Here is a 20,780-nt window from a genome sequence, read left to right as displayed (position 1 = left end):
ACATGCAAAAAATAAAAAAAATATTTCAGATTTTAAAAACGGAACTTATGAAAGAAGGAGTCCTCAAAAACTCTTTCTTCGTTAGCAGTTCCAAAGCCATATCCGCAATCACCAATTTGGTGTTTATGATTTATTCCGTGAATTTGCTAAGCAAAGCAGAAAACGGAAAACTCCAATACTTTTTAGGCTTTTTACCTGTAGTTTTGGCTGTTGCTGAATTTGGGCTTCCCAACGCCCTTATCAAATATATCTCTCCTATGGCGGATAGAAAAGAAAATCCAGGTGCCATTCTAAATGCATCTCTTCGGATTAAGTTTTATTCTTTTTTGTTTTTGTCTCTAGTATGTTTAGTCGCCTACATTACAGGTGATGAAAACTATTTTGTGTTATTACTCTTGTTATTCGGTGGGATCATCATTTCGTTTATCTCCTACTTCGAAAGTCTTTTTGTTTCTTACCGTAAGTATAAATCTTTATCTCTTTGGAATCCACTTCCCAACATAGTTCGACTTTTGTTGTTAATTTATTTGTCTGAGTCTAGTGTTCATCCATTGACTTACATGGACATACTTGCTATTTTTTGTATTGCCCCAATTTTTGTTTTGTTTTTGTTCTTTTTCTTTTTCGGAAAAGAAGAAATTTCTTTTACCGCCGAGGCTTCGGATGTTCGAACAAATGAAAAAAAACTTTTACTCTTTAATCTTTGGGCCTTTGCCGCTTCTATTTGTGCCATTCTTTCCGATCGATTGGAAATTTTCTTTTTAAATCAATTCCATCCACCAGAAATTGTTGCCGATTACGGTACCGCCTTGCAGTTGTTTAGTGGCTTTGTCATCATCCTTGCTACTTTTAATTCAATTATTTATCCAAAATTAGCACGACTTGCGGAAACAGAAGAATTTCCGAATGTCCTCAAAAAATCTGTTTTTTTAGGGGGGATAATTGCTATTGCCTTATCTCCTGGAATTTTACTCGCCGAACCCATCTTAACATTGTTATTCGGAACCAAGTACACCAATTCCATTTCTGTTTTCAAAATCTTATACCCAAACTTTCTATTACAATTGGTATTTGCTCCCTTGGGAACAGCCCTGTTTGCTTTGGGATTGCCAAGACTTCTGGCAGGACTTGCACTTCTCCGATTATTGTTTGGGGCTATTTTCGACTATTGGATCATTCCCGATTGGGGCGCCAATGGAGCCGCCATATCTTTGTTTCTCGGTCAGATTGTTTCTTGGTTGTTATTAACTGGATACTTTATGGCTTACTTTCGGAAGTAACAAACTCATATACTTTTTTATAATTTGTTTCTAAGGTTTCCCATTCTTTGGGAGAAACATTTGTTCCATATAACTTCAGATAGGCGTCTTTAACCGATTTTCCTTCGGCAAGGAATTCCTTTAATTTCAGAATTACCATTTTCAATTGGATGGAATCGTTCTGGATATCGTAGTCACGATTGATTTTGGTTCCAGAAGACATTTCAAATTCCCGAACAAAGATTTCCGGCAATCTTAAAATTCCATAACCCTCTGTCTGATTCGTTCTAAACTCCGATCTAGTTTTTGCCCAAGCGAGTAAAAATAAAGAAGGATTTGGTGGATATCCGCCTAACAAAGTTCCATCGGGGAATTGTAATTTTTGCGAAAATCTTACAATTGCTCTCGAAAGTTCTTTCCTTCGACGAACAGAAAAATTAGTTTTTTCTGCTTCCGTGAGATAGGCAAATAACACTGCTTCCTCTTTACTATGGTCAGCCTTTTCAAAAAACCGACTCAAATCTTGAGAAAAACGAGTGTCAGCTTCCCTATAAGAAAAAATAACCAACAGAAGAGGGAAAATGAGAAGAAATCCATGTCTGTATTTCAAAAGTATTTTCTTCATCCCTACAAGTATCGGGATAGTTTCCCTACTCTTTCTTTCTTTTTTTTCCAGACTTTCTGCTGAGTCTTATTCCGACTCTGTGATGGATGACGACCGCGCGAATCGAAATTTTGGTCGAGTGGTCGTGAGAGAACGGTATCAGAAGATACCGACTGCTTCTGAAAAAGCAGGTTTTGGTTTCCAAACAGAGCTTATCACCGGAGGTAGGTTCCAGTCCCAAAAAGGTGGCGTTGATTCCGAAAAGGCCAATCGTTACTACACACAAGGAAGTTTTACAACGCCTAGTTTGTTTTACTATGCGGGCCAAGGTTGGAATTTAGGAATTCTTCTCGCACCGCGAGTCGCCCTCTCTGAAGGAAGGGTGGTAGAAAAGGAAGTCCGTACCATTTACGATTCCGAAGCCACAGCCCTCCTTTCCAAAGAAATTTCTGGAATCCAAGTGGCATTCGAAGCCGGCAGAGGATTCAATCGGTTGGATCGGTATGGGTTTTTCTTTGTCGGAATGGCCAATTATGGATCTGTATCCATTTCCCATTCTTCTGGTTTTCGCATAACAGGGATTCACTTAAATGCGAAACCAGAATTAGAAAACTGGTTTGGACCTCCTTGGGCGGGATACCGCAGAGAAATTTACGGAGGCCTCATCAGTTCCGAAAAAACTTTATTTTGGGAAGAGTTTCGTCTTTTCCATTATGTATATTCTGATCCCAATCACAATACGAATGGACAAATCCTATCGGGCCAACGGGTTTCTGGGCGTTATTCCTATAGCGGAATGGAATTCCAATCAAGGAAATTTTGGGACACTTGGGCAATCGATCTAGTCGGTATTCGACTTTTAGGAGAATCGAAATCCTCTTCCAATCCATGGTCCGAATCCCAAACGGCTACCAATTCCTATTTGGGTTATATATCCCTACATTCTCAAGGTGAAAAATTTAGTTTTGCCTTAGCAGGACTTGTCACTAAAAAAGATTCAAAGGATCGACTAGATTCAAATAGCAACGGTTATGCGTCTAATTTTGCCGAGCCAAGAGTTTTAGGCGGATATTCTTCTTTTCTTTTATACCAATCTTTAGATTTGATCCATCCACCTCAATTCCGTGATGTTCCCACAAAAGAGAATCCCAATTTTGAAAACAAGGGGAACCGTATTTATGGAGTCCAAATGGGCCTGGATTGGTATTCCTTTTTTCGCACTGATCTCTTTTTCAATCGTTCGGATTCTGTTATGGGTAAAGGATCGGAAGTCATAGGGAAACTAAGTTTTTTATCTAATGATTACGGTAAGTTATTTGCACAAATGAGTGTTTCCTATACGGTAATGGATCCTCGTAGAACACGAGTTTGGATTACAGAACCATTTACAGAAGAGGAACCAAAAAAAGAATACATTCGATTTTATGTTTCTTTAGGAACCCAGTTTTAAGATTGCATTAGTTTATACCAAGTTTTGAAAAATCGAACTTCGTTGCCTTTTTCGTTATAAACTATGGAATCAATATTCATCTTAGCAAGAAAGATGCCCCGTCCACTTACTAAGTTGGCAGCAGGGTTGATCACTGGGTTTGGAATTTGACTGACAGCGAATCCGTTTCCTTCGTCTCGAATCACAATGGTAATCCCTACATCATCCATGGAAATTTCTACAAATACGGATGTATTATTTTCAGCACAACGCGAATCTACTAACTTAAAATAGTCTTCATTTGATTCCAAACAATCTTGTTTTTCTTCATAACTCACACCGGCAACACCATGTTCAATTGCATTCGCCAATAGTTCATACAACACAATCTTAATTGAAATTAAATCTTCTTGAGTTGCCAAAGGAGAGTTCAAAATTTGTTTCACGATAAAAGCAATATATGAATTTAATTTTTTAATTTGTGGCCGAAGTTTCATTCTGCAATCAGCGCTAAACTGGATGATCTCCCCGCTATTAAAAAGGAGAGTTAAATCAACATCAGCATTTTCAAATTTTTTGATCCGAGAACGAAGGGCCTCCATTCGGAATGGCTTCAGAAAAAAATCAACGGCACCCATTCGAAAAACATCGATGGCAATTTGAATGTCGCTATCACCGGTAATTACCAAAAACGGAGTTTGGTTTCCATCGGCTCTTAGTTTTTGTATGAATTGAATTCCATTTAATTTTGGTAAGCTAATATCAGAAATAATAAGATCAAATGTTTTTTGGTTGGAGATCGTGAGAGCTTCTAGTCCATCAGAAGCTAGAGTGACATTAAATTCATCTTTGAAGTATTCCCAGAACAATTCACGGATTGTATCTTCGTCATCAACAAAAAGGATTTTCATAGAGTGGAGTCTTAGAGTAAAGGGAACTCCAATCTATAACAATTGTAAATCTATTTTTAGAATTTAGTCTTCTAAGTTGTAGGATCGGCCCAATTTATAAGTTAATTGTAACTCTTGTTGGAGGTCCAAAATCTCCCGTCGCGTAAAAAATGCAATCTTTCCGCCCGATAGCTCAAACGCATAGTAGGTGGTGTCCTCCGACTGGAGTAGGGTTTTCAATTGGCTGAGTGAGGTGATTCGTGTTCCGTTTACCTTCTCTAATACTAAATCCTGGAAATCCTGATACCCTAGGTTCCCTTCTAGGGGAAAAACACGCGAAAGAATTACTATTTTTTCTCGAACAGGGTGCACTTTCTTCTGATAGTAGTCAGAAAGATAAACCAGCTTTTTCTCTGATTTGACTCGGTATTCCGAACCAAATTCTTTTAAATACGCATTGGTAAGTTCCGTGAAGAAAAATCCACCTACAATCAAATACAAGGGTTTTCTTTTTTTGGCTTCTTCGGGAATTAGAAAATCATTGGAATCATAAGCTCTCAAATCATAACTCACCGATTGATTTTGAAAGTTACGGTGGAGTTTTAATTGCACGGTCTCACCTAATTCGCGTAAAGTTCCATTTGGTTTCCGTAAAATCAAATCATAAACTTTATCAGTACGATCCCAATCATCAATTTTGGAAAGAGGGATTGTATTAACCTCTGTAATCAAGTCTCCCGGAAACAAATTATATGCCGGTCCAACACCAGGGATCACTTCTGTGACTAAAAGCGGATTGGATATACTTTTGGAGTAATACTCGCGTTCTGAGGGAGTTAGGTTGATATCAAAAACTAAACCTGGATGGGGAAAGGATTTTCCACCTGTTTTGTAGAAGGTTTCCACATATTCGGTAGGAATCAAATAATCAGAGACCGTCACTCCACATAACAATTGATTTTTGAAGAAAAAATCCGATTCTTCCGATGCCTTTTTCTCGAGTAACAATACTTTGATTGGCGTTTTAGAAAACGGAAGGAATACGTAACGTGATTTCCCACTTGGGCAATGTTTGTTCGAAGATTTGGAATCCAAAACCACTGGTTTCGGAAGTTTTGGCATTTCTTTTGTTTCTAAAAGGAGAAAACCCGTCTCTTCATCATAAGATTTAATTCCTAGTTTGGGTACGGAATAATCAAAAGATTCGAATTCAGCAAACACTGGATTTTGTTTGGGAAGGGTGACTCCAAAAAAAAGACCCTTCCCTATATAAATCAAATTTAACTTTCGAGAAAATGGTTCCCCTACAAGCCATGGATTTTGGTGGCTTGTTTTTTGAAATGTAATCCTAGATTCGATCACACGTTTGTCTTCGAAGTCTTCTGCACCAAGGGGAAGTAAGGTGGCAAAAATCGAAAAAATTACAAAAATAGATTTAAAATTCTTCATAATTCGCACCATATCTTTTTTTCACACGTTGGTTCATCTGATATACTGACTCAGGTCTTAACACAATCGGTAGATCCATTCCCCGGAACCTAAGGACAATAAAACTTTTTTTTCCATCTTTCCAAATGGTTTTAAATTCATTTAGATCTTTTGGCACTCGTCCGTTAATCGATTCAACTACTTTGTATTTATATTTTTTATATTTTGAAGTTTCGGGATCGTTAAATGTATAACTGAGAACAATGTCGCGAGTGGTATACCTGTACAACAAATCCTGAATAAAATAACTATAATGGTATTTTAAGGAACTATCCAAATCTCCATCTTCTGAATGAAAAAAAGATCGAGTGATGGGTTGGAAAACAAATCCAGCCTGCAAAAAATAATCTTCTGTAGAATCTCGATACAAATCCAAAGCATAATTTTTTTGTAAATTTACTTCTGCATCATATTTTCTCCCGGCTCGGTAATAACTTACAGTTACTTTGGAATTGAGTTGTTTGTTTTCGATCCAATCGATGATGAATTCCTTTTTGTTGGACTCTGAAATTTCGCCATCATTGGAAAGCGGCAAACTATCCACTGCTGTTACAAAATCTTTTTCTTTTAAAACTTTTGAAAACGTTGAAGAAGGATAAATGCGATTCACAAAAATCCCTGTTTGGTCGGATGGAACCTTCATGGCTTGTTTCAAACTTTTGGGATTACCATTTTGAAAGGTAAATCCGATGTTAGGAAACCCATCATACTTTCCGTCTGCGATATCTTCTAAAAAATGACGGATAATATCATTCGATATCAAGTAGGCAATCCCTTGTTCCAAAGTACTAATCTGAAAAACAAGACCAACTACTTTGCCGTTTTGTACAGCGGGTCCGCCAGAATTTCCAGGTTGGATGTTCGCTGTAATTTTCAATACATTCCGATAATCTAACCCAGAATAGGTGTATCGATTTTTTTCAAACCGAAGAACTGATCCTTTTTCAATGGATAAACTATCGTTTCCATTGGGAAAACCGAGAAGTAATACATCGGAACCTAAATTGGGAATTCCTTCCAAAAAGGAAAGAGTGGTAGTTTGTTCTGAAAAATCGGGATCCGCAACTTGTAATAAAGCCAAATCACAGTCATAACCGATAAACTTAACATCTGCTAAATATTCCTTTTTTGTAAAACTACTTTTGACAAGAATTCTTTTGGCATCACGCACCACATGGGCATTCGTTAAAATGGTTTGGTTGGGTAAAACAAGGCCCGATCCAAATCCAGTGTATAGATTCTTTTTCATCCATGGTTGTGTTTTATTTTCGGTGTTAAAACCTTCGTTCCGAATAAGAACCACAGAACGAAAAATTGAATCCACAACAGGTGCGGAATCTTCTTGAGCGAGGAGTGACCAACTCAATACAAAAAATAAAATGCATATTTTAAATAATTTATTCATAATACAAAACGATTTTCTCCCAAAAGGTTTGAGTTTCTGTGATTTTTTTTAGGATTGCATTTCCTAAAACTCGATCCCCAGGTTTTGGATCTTTCCATATCGTATTTGATGATACCAAATCACCCGAAGAATTAGATGGTACTCGAATCAAACTGTAGGCCGAATCACGAATACATGTTATGCGAAAAACGTAAGATACTGTTTGATCCCAATAAAAACTTTCATCTTTTTCTATATATTCTAAGGGACAAGAAGAATCAAAAAACACCTCGATGCTACTTGGGACTTCTTTTCTTCGACGTGGATTTTCAGTAACGGATTTAAAATAGAATAGGTTCGGATTTTGGATAGGTTTGTAGGAACTGAATGGTTGTTTTCCTTCGATAACCACTGGGACTTGTTTTTTCGAAGGATAGTCTAAATCCGTATCATCTGTATTCGTTTTTGAAACCACTTTTGATTCGTTCATAACAAGGCCTGTTTCAATTTCTAAGTATTGTTTTTTTCCAATTCGATGAACAGCCCTTAATCGAAACTTTCCCGAATCCAACTTCCTTTTTTGATGAGATTGGAATTGAATCAACATCGGCTCTGGGTCTTTCTGGCAGCTGAATCGAAAGTATGTGACAGAGGATATACGAGAAGCAGGTTCTAAATGGCAATTTCCATCATCCATTGGAAAACTTTGTTTTGATTGGATCTGTTTTCGAATCACTTTCGACGGATTTCTCTCTTTCCAAATATTCACTTCATCCGCAAGCGATTGTAGCGTTAGGTTTGCCTTTGTGCGGTCCGCAAAAGCAACCCCAGACACAAAAAGTAACAAAATCAATGCGAAGTATATGTATAACTGCCTAATCATGGATTACCGATTATGGTGATTATCGGCTTATCTACCCCGAAGAATCAACTGGCATCCAATTGATTTCTTTTCTCATTATGTCTCAAACCGAGGATGAACTTTTTTTTTGGTTTTCAGACTTTCAAAAATTCATGGGGGGGAAAAGTAATGTAAGAAATAGGAGAATACTTTTTTGAACTGGAGCTTTCTTAAAACCGAAATAGAACCTGGTGACTTCCTCATCGATTGTCGTTCCCAATCAGCATATGAAGAAGAAACGTTAGAAGGTGCTTACTACTATCCATTTATCAAAAAAGCATTCGGATCTGATCCAGAATCCCAAAAGAAATTGTACGGACCTATGTTGGCAGTCGTACAAGAATTTCAAAAATCAAAAAAAACTCGGATCATCGTTTTCGACGAAGGAATGGGAATGTTTTCCACTCGTATGGTGTATTTACTCCGAGGTATGGGAATCAAAGATGCCTATGTTCTTGGTCAAAAATGGCCTGCCACTGGAAACAAATCCAAAGGTGAGCTAAAAGTAGAGCCACCGATCGCTGACAAAGTAAAACCCATTGAAGGTGTCGTAGACAAAGCCTTTATGGAACGAAATCTTACCAAACTCCAGATCTTCGATGCCAGAACCATGGACGAATACGAAGGCCGATTGCCAAGGCTCACTGCCCCAGAAGAGGGAACTCTCTGTGGACGTTTGCCTGGGGCCTTCCTTTGGGATTGGAGAAACTTGTATGATGGGGAAGCAAACCTCATCGAACGTTCTATTTTCAAAAAACGTCTCAATGGTTTTCCTTTTATGCCGGAAAGACCCACTGTCATCTATGATTACAATGGTGCTCGGTCTTGTTTATTAGCGCTTATGCTTAGGGAAGCAGGGTACATTGATGTAACTACCTACCAAGGTTCTTGGTTTGAATGGAGAAAGTCGAGCCTACCGAAACAAGCCGTTGCGGTTTTTGGTGCCAAACAAGGGGCAGCAGCAGCTCCTCCTCGAGTTGGCGGAGTCGATCGCAAGAAAGTTTAAAAAAGGATTTACGAAACCCTAAACCATCGATCCACTTACTCCTGCTCCTGGAGGGGTCGATGGCATCTCGTTTATTTCTCTTATCATTCTCCATTTTCTTTTTGGAATGTGCTTCGCGCATCCTATCTCACCTTCCCCCAACAGAAGAATCATTTCCTGTTAGCAAACAAATTCAATGGATTCAATCGGCAAATGAATTCACCTTAAGAAACCAGCCTCTCGGCAAGGACTTTATCAAACTTTCTCTTGCGGAACCCTTTCTCAAATCCTTTACCAAAGAGACCACAGCTAAATACCGGATGGCTTCCTTTCAATTCAAAGAAAGTTTACAAAAATCTTGCACAACACAGTCCATAGACGAGATCAAAAAAGAGACAGGCAAAATCACCATCAAAGGAAAGTTATCTGGTAGTGATTGTTCCAGTGACTACCAAATCATATTTGTAGCAAAATCAGAAACTGAAATCGAATTCAAAATCACTTTATCAGATCCCACTCTCAACAGAATCCAATTCCAATATGGTTCCCATCCCGAAGAACGAATCTATGGACTCGGAGAACAGTTCACCCATGATGAACTCAAAGGAAAAACACCCTTCCTCTTCACCGAAGAACAAGGAATAGGACGAGGAGACCAACCCATTACAACAGGAGCAAACTTACTCGCTGGTGCTGGTGGGAATGTATACACAACTTATGCACCCATCCCCCACTACATCACATCGGAGAATCGTTCTGTCTTTTTTGAGAACAGCGGTTATGCGAACTTTGATTTCAGTGATTCTAGAAATACAAGAGTAGAATTTTGGGATTTCCAATCGGAAAAATCTCTTACAGGAACTATTTGGATCGGAACTACTTCCAAAGGTCTTATCGAAGCTTATACCAAAAAAACTGGCAGGTTTCCGAAACTCCCCGATTGGGCTTATGGAACTTGGCTTGGTGTTCAAGGCGGAACGGAGAAAGTTTCGGCTATCGTCAAACAAGCAAAAGATGCGGGAAACCCAGTGACGGCTCTATGGATCCAAGACTGGTGTGGCCGCCGTGTGACTAATTTTGGAGACCAACTCAAATGGCGCTGGTATGCCGATGAAACTCTTTATCCCGATTTTAAAAAATTTGTAAAATCGATGAATGATCAAAATGTACAAGTATTAGGTTATATCAATTCCTTCCTTGCCGACACAGATCCCAAAAAACAAGGGGATGATTTTACAAACCCTCTGTTAGCAGAAGCAAAATCAAAAGGGTATCTTGTGAAAAATCAAAAAGGAGAAGATTACCTCATCCAAACCGTTGGTTTTCCGGCCTACCTCATTGACCTTACCAATCCTTTGGCAGTGCGTTGGACCAAGGACTTAATCAAAAAGAACTTAATCGGAACAGGTCTTTCTGGTTGGATGGCCGATTTTGGAGAATGGCTTCCTTATGACGCAAAACTTGCGTCAGGTGTTGATGCGAAGATCTATCACAATCGTTATCCTGTCGATTGGGCAAGGATCAATAGAGAGGCCATCAAAGAAGCGGGTATGGAAGGAAAAATCGTATTCTTTACTCGTGCGGGATATAGTTATTCCAATGCCCACTCCACACTCTTTTGGGAAGGTGATCAAATGGTGAGTTTTGGAACCAATGATGGCCTTCCTTCTTCCATCATTGGCCTAACTACTTCGGGTATCAGTGGTTATGCGCTAAATCATAGTGACATTGGTGGTTACACTACCATTTCCAATCCACTAAAAAACTACCACAGATCCAAAGAACTCATCTTACGTTGGGCAGAAGCTTCTGCCTTTACACCGGTCTTTCGTACTCACGAAGGGAATAGACCACTTAAAAATTGGCAAGTTTATACCTATACCAAACCCGATGGAACTAAATCTCTCGGAGATGAAGATACAGTGACTCTTTTTGCTAAAATCGCAAGGATTCATTTCGCCCTAAAGCCATATATCCAAAGTTTGGTGGAAGAAGCATCCCAAACAGGAATTCCAGTCGTTCGACACAATGCGATCGTAGAACCGGAAGATTTAAATTTACTAAAATACAAATACCAGTTTTTTTTAGGGGACGACCTTCTTGTAGCTCCTGTTGTAGAAAGTGGAGAAATTGTTCAGGATGTTTATCTCCCTCGCGGGAAATGGCAACACCTTTGGACGGGAACCACTTACGATGGTTATAGAAAGATACAAGTTCCAGCACCCATAGGAAAACCACCTGCCTTCCTTCGGATTGGTGGAAAATCGGAAGCTCTCATTCGTTCTTCTATCAGTAACATTCGAAATAAAGACTAAGGACAAAACTCTTATGAAATTTGCACTGATTGGAGACATCCACGGGTATTGGAACCATCTTGATATCGAGTATTTCAATGCATCGGATTACGACTGTTTGTTTTTTACGGGAGACCTTCGTGGTAACCCAAAACTCGGCAAACTTTCCTTCCAAGGCCTCACCAAACGAGCATATATGATTCCAGGGAATTGGGATGGTACAAGTCTCACATCCATCATTGGGGAAGTGATCCAATCCAAAATTCTCATCCAATCAGGACAAATTGGGCAAAACAGAAGGATGCGCAAACTTTCACAACTTGTAAAACCAATCAGCCTTTTAGGTTACAGTTCTTTAGTTTTATCGCAAGAATTAGACTTAAGCCTTATCGTAGGCCGCCCTCATGCCATAGGTGGAGGACTTAGTTTTGCACCCAACATGAAAAAAACCTATATGGTATCCAACATGGAAACATCGATCGAAAAATACAAACGTCTGATCGATGGAACTAAGGAAAAAAACTTATTCTTTCTTTCGCATAACGGGCCTTTTGGTTTGGGTGCAGCCAAAAGCTCTATGTATGGGGCGGAATTTAAAAAAGAAGGTGGGGATTGGGGAGATATAGACCTGACAGAAGCCATTAATTACGCCAAATCCATTGGGAAAAAAGTTCCCTTAGTTCTCTCAGGCCATATGCATCATTCTATTAGTAAAAAAAGGGAACGTGAAACCCATGAATACAAGGGTGGAACTTTCTATGTGAACGGTGCCAAAGTCCCAAGGATCAGTGAGGGAAAACACTTCCATACAAAGATCGAATGGGATGGAGGTTCTGCTACTGTAATTCCTTTGTGGGTGTAACCAGAATCTATCCTAGTTTGGTTTCGATTTCAATTTTTCCAGAAAGAATTTTATGCACAGGGCAAGCATTAGCGACAGAAAGCAATCTTTCTCGTTGTTCGGGAGTTAAATTTCCAGAAAGTATTACGTCCCGCACAAATTTATGATCATCCGCAGCTCGTTTATCAAGCGTTACATGAATCTCTACAGAATCCAAAGGATATCCTTTTTTATCGGCATACATTCTCACGGTAATGGACGTACAAGCACCCAAAGACGAAGCCAATAACTCGGTGGGCATAGGCCCTAGATCAGTTCCTTCTTTATCGGCCGGCTCATCAGCCACCCAACTATGTTTCCCAGCTCTAATTTTTGTTTCGTATTTGGTTTTGGCTGTAGAGACCACCACCTTGTCTTCGAATACTGCTGTCATCTGGAATCTCCTTTGTAAATTCGTTCTGCTTCTGCCATCGCACGGTTGCGGTTGTTTAACATAGCCTCTTCTACTTTTAGACGCATGGCTTCAAATTCCTCTTCATTTAAGTTTCGAGGGACCAAAATGGGATCTCCATAAGAGACAACAAAAGTTGTGAATGGTTTCGGAACTCTGTGTTTGTCCCAGGCTCTTTCTAAAATCCATTGTCTGCTGCATTCATAATGGAAAGGAATGATGGGAACTTGAGTGACTTGGGCGGCGGCAATCAGTCCTGGTTGGACAATGAATGCAGGGCCCCTTGGGCCATCAGGTGTAAATGCGGCAGGCAGACCTTTTTTTAAATGTTGGATCACAGCCTTTAAAGCCTTAGATCCACCTTTGGAACTACTGCCACGAATGCTTGTGTTTCCAAACCGGTGCACCACTTGGTTGATGTAGTCCCCGTCTTTGGATTCGGAAATTAAAACGGCTACGTTTTTTCCTCGATGCAAATAAGGAGAGTACAGAACGTTCGTATGCCAGATGGAATAGATAAATGGTTTTTTGTTTTTAAATAATTCTTCGTATGCTTCGTTTGTGAGAAAACGAAATCTAGAAGTGAGCCCAATCAAACGTTGGAACCAAACGACGATTAAAGGTAACAGCCAAACTAAAATTTTACGTTTCAAAGTTAAAGATACTCCCCAGAGTTAAATTCCAGGGAAACTCTAATCTAGCGAAAGATCAAGTTAAGTTTTCTTTTTGAACAAATCGCCAAGTTTGCCCAAATCTTCAGGTTTGATGTTAGCGCCGGCAGCTTTTTTATTTTCTTCCTGGATTTCTTTATACACTTCCGCACGATGAACGGAAACATTTTTTGGAGCCTTTACACCAATCTTTACTTGGTCACCCTTAATATCTACAATGACAATTTCGATATCGTCACCGATCATAATGGATTGGTTGCTCCTCCTTGCAAGAACTAACACGGATTATACCTTTTCGGAAGACATCTCTTCCATAGACTCAATGATGTTTTTTCGTATTGGATGATTTTCATCTCGAGAAATACATTGTTTTCCCTTTCCCTCTTTTCCATTGAGAATGATAGGCCCTTGTAAGTTCGCAGTCATTCCTTTAGGATTGTCATGAGGAATAGTGACTATGAGGAAAATAAGTCCTTCTTTCCAAGAACCAAGTCCAATGTCATGGAGTTCCTCATCAGAAATTGCCGGTTTATAGTCGTTCATAAATAGTTCAGGTTGGATGACAATAAATGCCAGTCCCGATTCTTTTGTGGATTGTAACCATTTGAAAGGACTTTCGGCACTCTCTTCGATGAGTGCGTATTCATCAAATTCATCAAACCCTAACAATCCTTGAGGGAATTTTAAGATTTGTTTGGAGTCCACTTGGATGGTTCCGAAAGGTTTTGTGTGAATCGTTACCGACATTCTAGTTCCTGTAGTTTCTATTCTTTCTAATATTTCCGTCATTTAGTTTCTTTTACCGAAGGAAATCCATCAAAGTTGGTTTGATAATTTTAGAACCGACATTGAGCGCATAACTATGAATTGTTTCTAACCACTTCATATTCATTATCGTTTCTGGAAAATCAATCCCTTCATTTTTAGCCAGAAGCTCTGTCATATACATTTTGTCGTAAGAGACTCGATCTTCATGTTGTTCCAAACGATTCATACGAGCCCCAATCGTTGCCCGATGACGAAGGATATTTTCCAACGCTAAGTCCAAATCACCCAAATCCCTTCCACCAATTCGTTCTTGGTCTTTTTGGATGAGGTCATTTCTGAGTTGGATGAGAACATCAAAGACTGAAAGTCCAGTTACTGTCGCCGACTTAGAGAAGTTATTCGGTGGTTCACTCGCACTTGGTTCCACAAGCCCAATGTCACGAAGAACTGTCCCTCCATCCACATCTTCCAACCATATTTGGTGAGGCGCTGTAGAGGAAATAGAAACGTTATCTTGGGCAAGTTTACTTGCTTTCACTTCCAATGGAGCATTGTTAATTTTATCAATCACATCATCAATGGTATCACCCACGGAGACATGGATCTCTACTCCATCAATTTTGAACTTTTGGTCGGAAGTGGCTTGGTAAGCAGAGTTGTCCACCTTGGAAGTGACGCTTACGTTCGTTCCCCAAAACACTTTGTTACCAGGAATGGTGATCGGGATGTATTCGCCCTTTTCAATTTCGCGGAGTTGTTCGCCGATATCACCACGATACTCAACTCCCACGTATTGGTTTTTGAGTTCAAGGCCTTGTAAACCTTTGATTTTAGATTCAATTGGTTCAAAAGGAGGACGTTCAATCACATGACCACCAAACAAAGGTTGTCCGGTAGCATCCCGAGCGTTCGCAAGATCTACAATCGCACGTAAATGTTGGTCTATCTCTTTACCGATAGCCACTTCCAATTCAAAACCCTTGTCCCCTTGGTAAATTCCGTTTCCGGCTTGCACCGTAAGAACCCGAGCTCTTTGGAAAATTTCTCCCATTTTGTCGAGAACACCATCGATTTGTTGTAACCTTTGGTATCCATCCCCAATGTTTTCCTCATACTGAGAAAGTTCGTTCAATCGGGAACGAAAGTACATTTGGTTTGTGGCAGCCCCTGGATCGTCCGAAGGTTTGCGGATTTTTAATCCCGTCCCCAGTTGGGTTTGGGTTTCGTCCATAGCCACTTGGTGGCGGTTTAAGTTCCGCACCAAGGAATTGTTCTGCATCATGTTAGTGATTCGAATCATTTTTATACACCTAACCTATTGATGATGGTATCCAACATTTCATTGAGTGTGGAGATCATTCTTGCGGATGCGTTATAGGACTGTTGGAACTGAACCATATTGGCCATCTCTTCATCCAAGTTCACACCCATCACAGACTGACGCATGTTTTCAAGTTCCACCATCAGTTCATTTTGTGTTGTATACTCTTGTTTTGCTTCGCGAGCTTCTGTTCCGAGTCTAGAAATCAGGGAGTTGTAAAAATCATCCGTTGTTTTGGAATAATCAAACATCACCGGTTTTTCTCGGAGCGCTGCAGCAATGAGAAGAGCATTGGATCCGTCCTTTTGGCCGTTAGGTGAGTTGTAGTCACCCGATCCATTCACATCCTTTCCACGGGCCGCCGCAATGTTTGCCGGATTGTTTCTTACATCTTCAGACATTTTAAAGAAAGAAGAGGGATGATACATCGGTGTGAGAGTGATGTCTTGTGCATTGGCTTGGAACTTGTTGATCTCACCAATTTTTCGATAATCAAAAGATCCTGCCACTCCTGTTGCCGTTAGAATTCCGGTAAGACCAACTAAGAGTTCGCCGGAATCTTCTAAGTGACGAATCATAAAGTTTTCTTTTTTATCCAGCGAGTTTGTCGTTGCTTTTAGCGCCAACTGGTTGTCATGCGACATGTAAGCAACTACACCCGTTTCCGAACGATTGATTCGTTTGATCACTGCATTCAAAGTGTCATCTTTGGAATAAGGAACAAGAACCTCTGTTTCCCCACCAGGACTTGCTTTTAAAAAACGCATGGTTCCGGAAATTCCAATGGGACGATCCGCATCAATGGATGTGCGACCTGTCACACGAAACACAGCGGTTTTATCGTTTAATCCATCGCCGTCTGTATCGATTTCCCCGAAGGTATTGGTGGCAAGGGCGCGGCTTTCAAAAAAGTTTAAATTGGTTTTTCCATTTAGCCCAAATCCATCTTTGTGGATTTCGTTGATGACATCCATGGCATTGATGGCAAGGGCATCTACGGCATTGATTTTCTCAACCAAGATCTTATCACGGATTTCGTATAGAGCTTGGATACTTCCCTGACGAAGTAAAACAGTGTCCCCTGTCTGGGACCATTTCAAGTCAAGAAGCCCATCGTTATTCGGGTTTCCAACGAGATCGATTTTATGGACTTTTTGTCCTTGAACAAGGATCTGTTGGCCAATAAAAACCATGAGTTCATCTTCGTCACTGCGGCCAATGGTAATGTCCGCCATTCCCGCAAGTTCTTGTAAAAGTTCGTCCCTTCTGTCGAGAAGGTCATTCGGGTTGTCACCTAATGCTTGTGATTTTGTGATTTTTTCGTTCAGAGATTTGATATTTTCAGCAACCGTATTTAAATGGTTTACCTTCGATTCAATTTCACGATTGGACTGATCTCGGAGAAGAGACAGTTTGCGATACACATCTTCCATTCGAGAACCAAGCGCTTCTGCTTTCTCTTGAACCACAGCTCTATGTGCGGTTTCTTCTGGATAATTTGAAAGATCTTCCCAAGAAGACCAGAACTGATCCATCATGGAACGAAGTGTAGTCCCTGTTGGTTCATTAAATACTGTTTCTACTTGGTATAGGTAGTCGTTTTTTTTGCCCCAATATTCTTTGAGAGAAGAAGAGTCAATGATACGGTCATCGATGAAATTATCACGAACCCTTTCAATTTCAGAAATTTTTACCCCTTGGCCAATTTGACCGGGAACTTCGGCGCGGTTGAAAGCTGGATCATAAATTGGATCCATACTGTTCATTACCACTCGTTGGCGAGCATAATGTTTGTTATCCGCATTGGATATGTTATGACCTGTGGTTTGGATCGCTTGTTGGTGGACCGAAAGTCCTCGTTTCCCTATTTCAATTCCTTGGAATGTTGATCCCATACGATTCTCCTAGGCAGTCGCGTTCAAAATGATCGCGCCTTTTTGGCCCTGCCCACGCCTTGTCGGTTGTTTGTGTGAGGTATAAACTTTTTCTTTCGATAACTCTTGCAAAGAGTCAACAGTTGTTTGCAAAAACTCTTTTCTTGTTTTTAAGAGTTTGTCATTGGTGATGATGGCGTCTTTCAGATCGGCCACTACTTTCTTTAATTCTAAAGCAAAGGTTTTTAGTTTAAAATTGGACTCACGATCCAATTGGTTTAAAAAATTTGTAAGTGTGATGGAAGATTCGTCTTTCGTGAATTTTTCCTTTTCATAGACATCTTCGATGGCCTTCATTCGAATTCGTTCCAATTCGGAGGCTTCCACCATAATATGATAACTTTCTTTAACGAAAGACTCTAGGGATTTTCCGTCCGCAGAATGGATCGCAGCTCTTTTTTTGCCTTCCAATTCCAGAAGGCGCTTGTAACAGTCTATTTCATTAGTAAATAAACTTCTAAGTGATTCTACCCAATCCAACATGCGAATTCCTTTTCCCTTATGGGAAGGATCGACGGATTCCGAAACTAGCTTAGGAAAATTTATAAAAATTTACTATTTTAAGGCCTATGTCACTAAAATCGCCTTGTACCAAAGTCTGTATGATGGACCCAGATTCAGGGCTCTGTGCTGGTTGTTTTCGCACTATTGAAGAAATTGGAAATTGGTCTGCGATGAGCGAGGAAGAAAGGGAAAGAATTTGGAGTGAGCTCCCGCAAAGAAAAGCGGGAAACTCTCTCAAGTGAAATGGTTATTTAGAACCTTTATCAATCTTATTGCGGTGTTCTTCGCATAATCTATAGAGTTGGTCTGTAGATGGATTTTTCTTTGTAACTTTTTTCCGCATACAATACACATCCCTTGGGTTCTTCTTCGTTTATATAACAATTGAACTCGTTCTGCACCGGAAAGATTGTACTTACTGATTTGAAGGCGAACCCCTTTTACCAAATAGCTACCAATTGCAGACTCTTCACCTTTTTTTAGTTCGGCAAAAATCTTACTCAGCTCATCCGGTTTAATCGATTTAGGTTTCATACATTCTCCTGCTTTCTTGCTAAATTTAACTCTCTGTTAGATTCTAAATGTTAATGCAAATTAGGCAGTACCCACTAACGCGCAACACAATTTTAAAATCATATCAGATTTATCGAATATAGCCGAAAAAACTAGGGATAAACTCTAATATTTAGAATCATTTTTGTCTTGGCAAAGTTAAAATATCTACTAAGATCAAATGCGAGGAACCCTATATGGAAAAGAAATACAAAACATTGAAAGATTTTTTCCCGTTTTATCTGGAAGAACATAGTCATCCGTTCAACCGAGCTCTTCACTTTGTTGGATCAAGCCTAGCATTAGGATGTATCCTTGGATTTGTATCCACTGGTAAATTCTATATCTTAGCCTGCGCCCTTGTTAGTGGGTATTTCTTTGCATGGATCGGACATTTTTTCGTCGAAGGGAACCGACCAGCAACCTTTATCTATCCATTTTATTCTTTTGTGTCGGATTGGATCATGTATTTCAAAATGTTAACTGGTCGTATTGATGTAGAATTTGCCAAAATTAAGTCAAATAAAGGTTAAGATGAAACTTGTTCTCAATTTGCTTGTAACTGCTGTTCTACTCATTGGTTGCCAGCCGAAAGAAGTTACCATTCAGGAAATCACTTCTCTTCGTGATGGAAACCAAGAAAACCTGATCAGTTTTTCGAATTTAGTTTTGCCAAAAATCTTAGGAAAAGAATTTAAACGATTTGAATCCGGTGTGGATGTGGACAAAAAAAACGAAGTTCATATCACTTATGGTAGTAACTCAGCACTCACCTTCAATGATGCATCAGACTACCGGAAAACCAATACAGAATACCATAGTTTGGTGCTTCTGCGAGTTGGTTATGCATTAGCCCTGCACCAGTTTCATAGGCTTTCCCTAAGTTTTTCCAAACCTTTTTTCATTCAGGGAGAAAACAATCCTGATGCGGAAATCCAAGAAGCAGAAATTTTTAGAACGACCATTTCCAAACCAGAATTGGATATTTTTTGGGAAAACCATCCAAATTTTGATCCTTTTAAGGCACCAAAGTTAGGTGATAAAGAATGGGACAGCATTACAGGTGAAATTCAGAAATTGTGGAAAGTGGAATTGGATGAATTCAGTCGAGTGAAGGTGGAATGATCCAAGGGTTCGAATCACCTAATGCACGTTCCAAGCGATCCAAATAGGAATGTTTGGGAATTTCGTAAGCACCCAATTGCCAGGTCACATGATTGAGTTGTTGGGTGTCAAAAAGTGCAAATCCCGACTGTCTTAATTTTTCGAACAAATGGTATAACCCAACCTTTCCCGCATCCGATTCAAAAGAAAACATACTTTCCCCGGCAAAGAATTTACCAATAGCCACTCCATATACCCCGCCCACCAAAATATTTTCTGCATTCCACACTTCTACCGAATGAGCCCAACCCATTCGGTGTAATTCTAAATATCCTTCAATAAAACCTGGAGTGATCCAAGTATTATCTTTTTCTCTGTAGGAACAAGCTTGCATCACAATCGGAAAAGCTTCATTGAAAGTGATACGAAACTTACCTTGTCTGACTTTACGCAGTACTGTTTTTGAAAAGTGAACTCGTTGTAAATCAAAGATAGCGCGGGGATCCAAACAATACCAACGGATAGGATCTTCTGACCAAGGAAAAATTCCACGTTTGTAAGCATATAACAAACGCTCTACGGAAAAATCTCCACCCACGGCGACAAGGTCTTCCTTCCAAGTCCGTGGATTTTTAAAAAATTGGTCTAAACTTCTTTGTGTCAAGGTTCCAATACTTCCTTTGGATAATCATATACAATTTTTACTTTCAAACTTTTCCCATTTTCATCATTGATATTTGAAAGCCCATCGAATTGTAAAATTCTCCTGGTTTGAACATCATAAACCAAAAGAAAGGGTTTCACAACCTGTTTCAAAATAAAATTATCCACTTCCAATCGTAAATATAAAGCAGGCCTTCCCTTCCATTCTCCATCTCGAATTTTTTCCGCAGCAAATTTATAATCATCTAACTGGATGGGTGCGAGGAAATGAAAGGACATCCTTTCTCCTTTTGCTAAAGTCTCCCAATTGTTTCTTACAAAATAATCAAATCCCCCATCCATCACTGCTGGTCCTTTGGGAGTATAGGTTCGTTCGGCAAGAGGATCTTCTTTTTTTCGTTTCGAAAATAGACGAACGGATTTCCCCCTTACATCTGCACCTTCCGTATAACCATCTCTAAAGTCTTCGGTTTTGAAAGTGGGCACTTCTGAGTTTTTATCGAATTCAATGTGTTTGGTGCCGAATACCTTTCCCTCAGCATCTTTATAAACGATATCCGAATGGGTATGCTTTCCATTATTATAATATTCTTTATGATTGTCTGAGTATATATACTTTCCAGTGCTCAGATCGTATGCTTTTCCGAAGTACTGGTACTTTGGTTTTTCTGCCCATAGAGGCAAAAAAGATGGAAAAACTATGGCAAAAATTAGGATTTTACGTATCATACTGCTTA

General features: G+C 39.6%; 22 protein-coding genes and 1 pseudogene. 8 read left to right on the top strand and 15 right to left on the bottom strand.

Features of this window, described 5'->3' with window-relative positions; all coding sequences use genetic code 11:
- The first annotated feature begins 2 nt into the window (after positions 1-2).
- Positions 3-1,280, top strand: coding sequence for an oligosaccharide flippase family protein (locus tag LEP1GSC195_RS15645; protein ID WP_015680498.1), 1,278 nt, complete (start codon positions 3-5; stop codon positions 1,278-1,280).
- Here LEP1GSC195_RS15645 and LEP1GSC195_RS15640 read toward each other — a convergent pair.
- A complete protein-coding gene (locus LEP1GSC195_RS15640; RefSeq protein WP_015681140.1) occupies positions 1,258-1,884 on the bottom strand; it encodes a hypothetical protein in 627 nt (208 codons plus the stop codon). The two genes, LEP1GSC195_RS15645 and LEP1GSC195_RS15640, sit on opposite strands and share 23 nt — an antisense overlap.
- Before the next feature lie 82 nt (positions 1,885-1,966).
- On the opposite strand from LEP1GSC195_RS15640, the gene LEP1GSC195_RS15635 reads away from it, so the two are divergent.
- Complete coding sequence (locus LEP1GSC195_RS15635) at positions 1,967-3,313, top strand: hypothetical protein (protein ID WP_015682211.1); 1,347 nt, start codon at positions 1,967-1,969, stop codon at positions 3,311-3,313.
- Here LEP1GSC195_RS15635 and LEP1GSC195_RS15630 read toward each other — a convergent pair.
- The 4 genes from LEP1GSC195_RS15630 to LEP1GSC195_RS15615 form a co-directional block, all read right to left on the bottom strand.
- Positions 3,310-4,203: an ATP-binding response regulator gene (locus tag LEP1GSC195_RS15630; RefSeq protein WP_015682590.1), complete on the bottom strand. Its 894-nt coding sequence runs from the start codon at positions 4,201-4,203 to the stop codon at positions 3,310-3,312. The genes LEP1GSC195_RS15635 and LEP1GSC195_RS15630 overlap by 4 nt on opposite strands.
- 63 nt (positions 4,204-4,266) lie before the next feature.
- Positions 4,267-5,631, bottom strand: a complete 1,365-nt coding sequence (locus LEP1GSC195_RS15625; protein ID WP_015681858.1) for a PDZ domain-containing protein — start codon at positions 5,629-5,631, stop codon at positions 4,267-4,269.
- Positions 5,618-7,075, bottom strand: coding sequence for a S1C family serine protease (locus tag LEP1GSC195_RS15620; protein WP_015680886.1), 1,458 nt, complete (start codon positions 7,073-7,075; stop codon positions 5,618-5,620). The genes LEP1GSC195_RS15625 and LEP1GSC195_RS15620 overlap by 14 nt, the downstream gene beginning before the upstream one ends.
- Positions 7,068-7,937: an LIC11113 family protein gene (locus LEP1GSC195_RS15615; RefSeq protein ID WP_051122367.1), complete on the bottom strand. Its 870-nt coding sequence runs from the start codon at positions 7,935-7,937 to the stop codon at positions 7,068-7,070. The genes LEP1GSC195_RS15620 and LEP1GSC195_RS15615 overlap by 8 nt, the downstream gene beginning before the upstream one ends.
- Positions 7,938-8,109: 172 nt before the next feature.
- Here LEP1GSC195_RS15615 and LEP1GSC195_RS15610 point away from each other — a divergent pair, with 172 nt between their 5' ends.
- Genes LEP1GSC195_RS15610 through LEP1GSC195_RS15600 form a run of 3 tightly spaced genes read left to right on the top strand, consistent with a single transcriptional unit; the run spans position 8,110 to position 12,096 of the window.
- Entirely contained in the window at positions 8,110-8,961 is an 852-nt protein-coding gene (locus LEP1GSC195_RS15610) for a sulfurtransferase (RefSeq protein ID WP_015682719.1), read from the top strand.
- 59 nt (positions 8,962-9,020) lie between these two features.
- Positions 9,021-11,255, top strand: a complete 2,235-nt coding sequence (locus LEP1GSC195_RS15605; RefSeq protein ID WP_015681116.1) for an alpha-glucosidase — start codon at positions 9,021-9,023, stop codon at positions 11,253-11,255.
- Positions 11,256-11,268: 13 nt separating this feature from the next.
- Entirely contained in the window at positions 11,269-12,096 is an 828-nt protein-coding gene (locus LEP1GSC195_RS15600) for a metallophosphoesterase (protein WP_015681883.1), read from the top strand.
- Positions 12,097-12,103: 7 nt separating this feature from the next.
- Here LEP1GSC195_RS15600 and LEP1GSC195_RS15595 read toward each other — a convergent pair whose 3' ends face one another.
- From LEP1GSC195_RS15595 to flgN, 7 genes are read right to left on the bottom strand one after another with little or no spacing between them, the layout of a single operon-like run.
- Positions 12,104-12,508, bottom strand: coding sequence for an OsmC family protein (locus LEP1GSC195_RS15595; protein WP_015682419.1), 405 nt, complete (start codon positions 12,506-12,508; stop codon positions 12,104-12,106).
- The gene (locus LEP1GSC195_RS15590; RefSeq protein WP_015680872.1) at positions 12,505-13,179 is read right to left on the bottom strand and encodes a lysophospholipid acyltransferase family protein; all 675 of its coding nucleotides are present in this window, start codon (positions 13,177-13,179) and stop codon (positions 12,505-12,507) included. Before LEP1GSC195_RS15590 ends, LEP1GSC195_RS15595 begins: the two co-directional genes overlap by 4 nt.
- 60 nt (positions 13,180-13,239) lie before the next feature.
- Positions 13,240-13,479 (bottom strand): carbon storage regulator CsrA, encoded by a 240-nt coding sequence (gene csrA / locus LEP1GSC195_RS15585; protein ID WP_083901971.1) that lies wholly within the window; start codon positions 13,477-13,479, stop codon positions 13,240-13,242.
- A gap of 3 nt (positions 13,480-13,482) precedes the next feature.
- Positions 13,483-13,944: a flagellar assembly protein FliW gene (gene fliW, locus LEP1GSC195_RS15580; RefSeq protein ID WP_040507191.1), complete on the bottom strand. Its 462-nt coding sequence runs from the start codon at positions 13,942-13,944 to the stop codon at positions 13,483-13,485.
- A 52-nt stretch (positions 13,945-13,996) separates the two neighbouring features.
- Positions 13,997-15,262: a flagellar hook-associated protein 3 gene (locus tag LEP1GSC195_RS15575; protein ID WP_232227844.1), complete on the bottom strand. Its 1,266-nt coding sequence runs from the start codon at positions 15,260-15,262 to the stop codon at positions 13,997-13,999.
- Between the two features lie 5 nt (positions 15,263-15,267).
- A complete protein-coding gene (flgK, locus tag LEP1GSC195_RS15570) occupies positions 15,268-17,181 on the bottom strand; it encodes a flagellar hook-associated protein FlgK (RefSeq protein WP_015680674.1) in 1,914 nt (637 codons plus the stop codon).
- Positions 17,182-17,190: 9 nt separating this feature from the next.
- Positions 17,191-17,703 carry a flagellar export chaperone FlgN gene (gene flgN, locus LEP1GSC195_RS15565; RefSeq protein WP_015682322.1) on the bottom strand — a complete coding sequence of 171 codons (513 nt, stop codon included), beginning with the start codon at positions 17,701-17,703 and terminating at the stop codon, positions 17,191-17,193.
- 86 nt (positions 17,704-17,789) lie between these two features.
- Here flgN and LEP1GSC195_RS15560 point away from each other — a divergent pair, with 86 nt between their 5' ends.
- Positions 17,790-17,966 (top strand): DUF1289 domain-containing protein, encoded by a 177-nt coding sequence (locus LEP1GSC195_RS15560; RefSeq protein WP_040506834.1) that lies wholly within the window; start codon positions 17,790-17,792, stop codon positions 17,964-17,966.
- A gap of 5 nt (positions 17,967-17,971) precedes the next feature.
- On the opposite strand, the pseudogene LEP1GSC195_RS15555 reads toward LEP1GSC195_RS15560, so the two are convergent.
- Positions 17,972-18,258 (bottom strand): annotated as a pseudogene (locus tag LEP1GSC195_RS15555) (LIC10235 family protein).
- Positions 18,259-18,473: 215 nt separating this feature from the next.
- On the opposite strand from LEP1GSC195_RS15555, the gene LEP1GSC195_RS15550 reads away from it, so the two are divergent.
- A complete protein-coding gene (locus LEP1GSC195_RS15550) occupies positions 18,474-18,809 on the top strand; it encodes a DUF962 domain-containing protein (protein ID WP_015682754.1) in 336 nt (111 codons plus the stop codon).
- A gap of 1 nt (position 18,810) precedes the next feature.
- Positions 18,811-19,401 carry a hypothetical protein gene (locus LEP1GSC195_RS15545; RefSeq protein ID WP_015681478.1) on the top strand — a complete coding sequence of 197 codons (591 nt, stop codon included), beginning with the start codon at positions 18,811-18,813 and terminating at the stop codon, positions 19,399-19,401.
- On the opposite strand, the gene aat is transcribed toward LEP1GSC195_RS15545, so the two are convergent.
- The gene (gene aat / locus LEP1GSC195_RS15540) at positions 19,379-20,044 is read right to left on the bottom strand and encodes a leucyl/phenylalanyl-tRNA--protein transferase (RefSeq protein ID WP_015682158.1); all 666 of its coding nucleotides are present in this window, start codon (positions 20,042-20,044) and stop codon (positions 19,379-19,381) included. The two genes, LEP1GSC195_RS15545 and aat, sit on opposite strands and share 23 nt — an antisense overlap.
- Positions 20,041-20,772 (bottom strand): hypothetical protein, encoded by a 732-nt coding sequence (locus LEP1GSC195_RS15535; protein ID WP_015680821.1) that lies wholly within the window; start codon positions 20,770-20,772, stop codon positions 20,041-20,043. Before LEP1GSC195_RS15535 ends, aat begins: the two co-directional genes overlap by 4 nt.
- Positions 20,773-20,780 lie beyond the last annotated feature (8 nt).

The organism is Leptospira wolbachii serovar Codice str. CDC (assembly GCF_000332515.2).
Lineage (GTDB): Bacteria > Spirochaetota > Leptospiria > Leptospirales > Leptospiraceae > Leptospira_A > Leptospira_A wolbachii.
The sequence above is the reverse complement of the archived record's forward strand: the minus strand, read 5'-3'. Positions and strand labels throughout refer to the sequence as shown.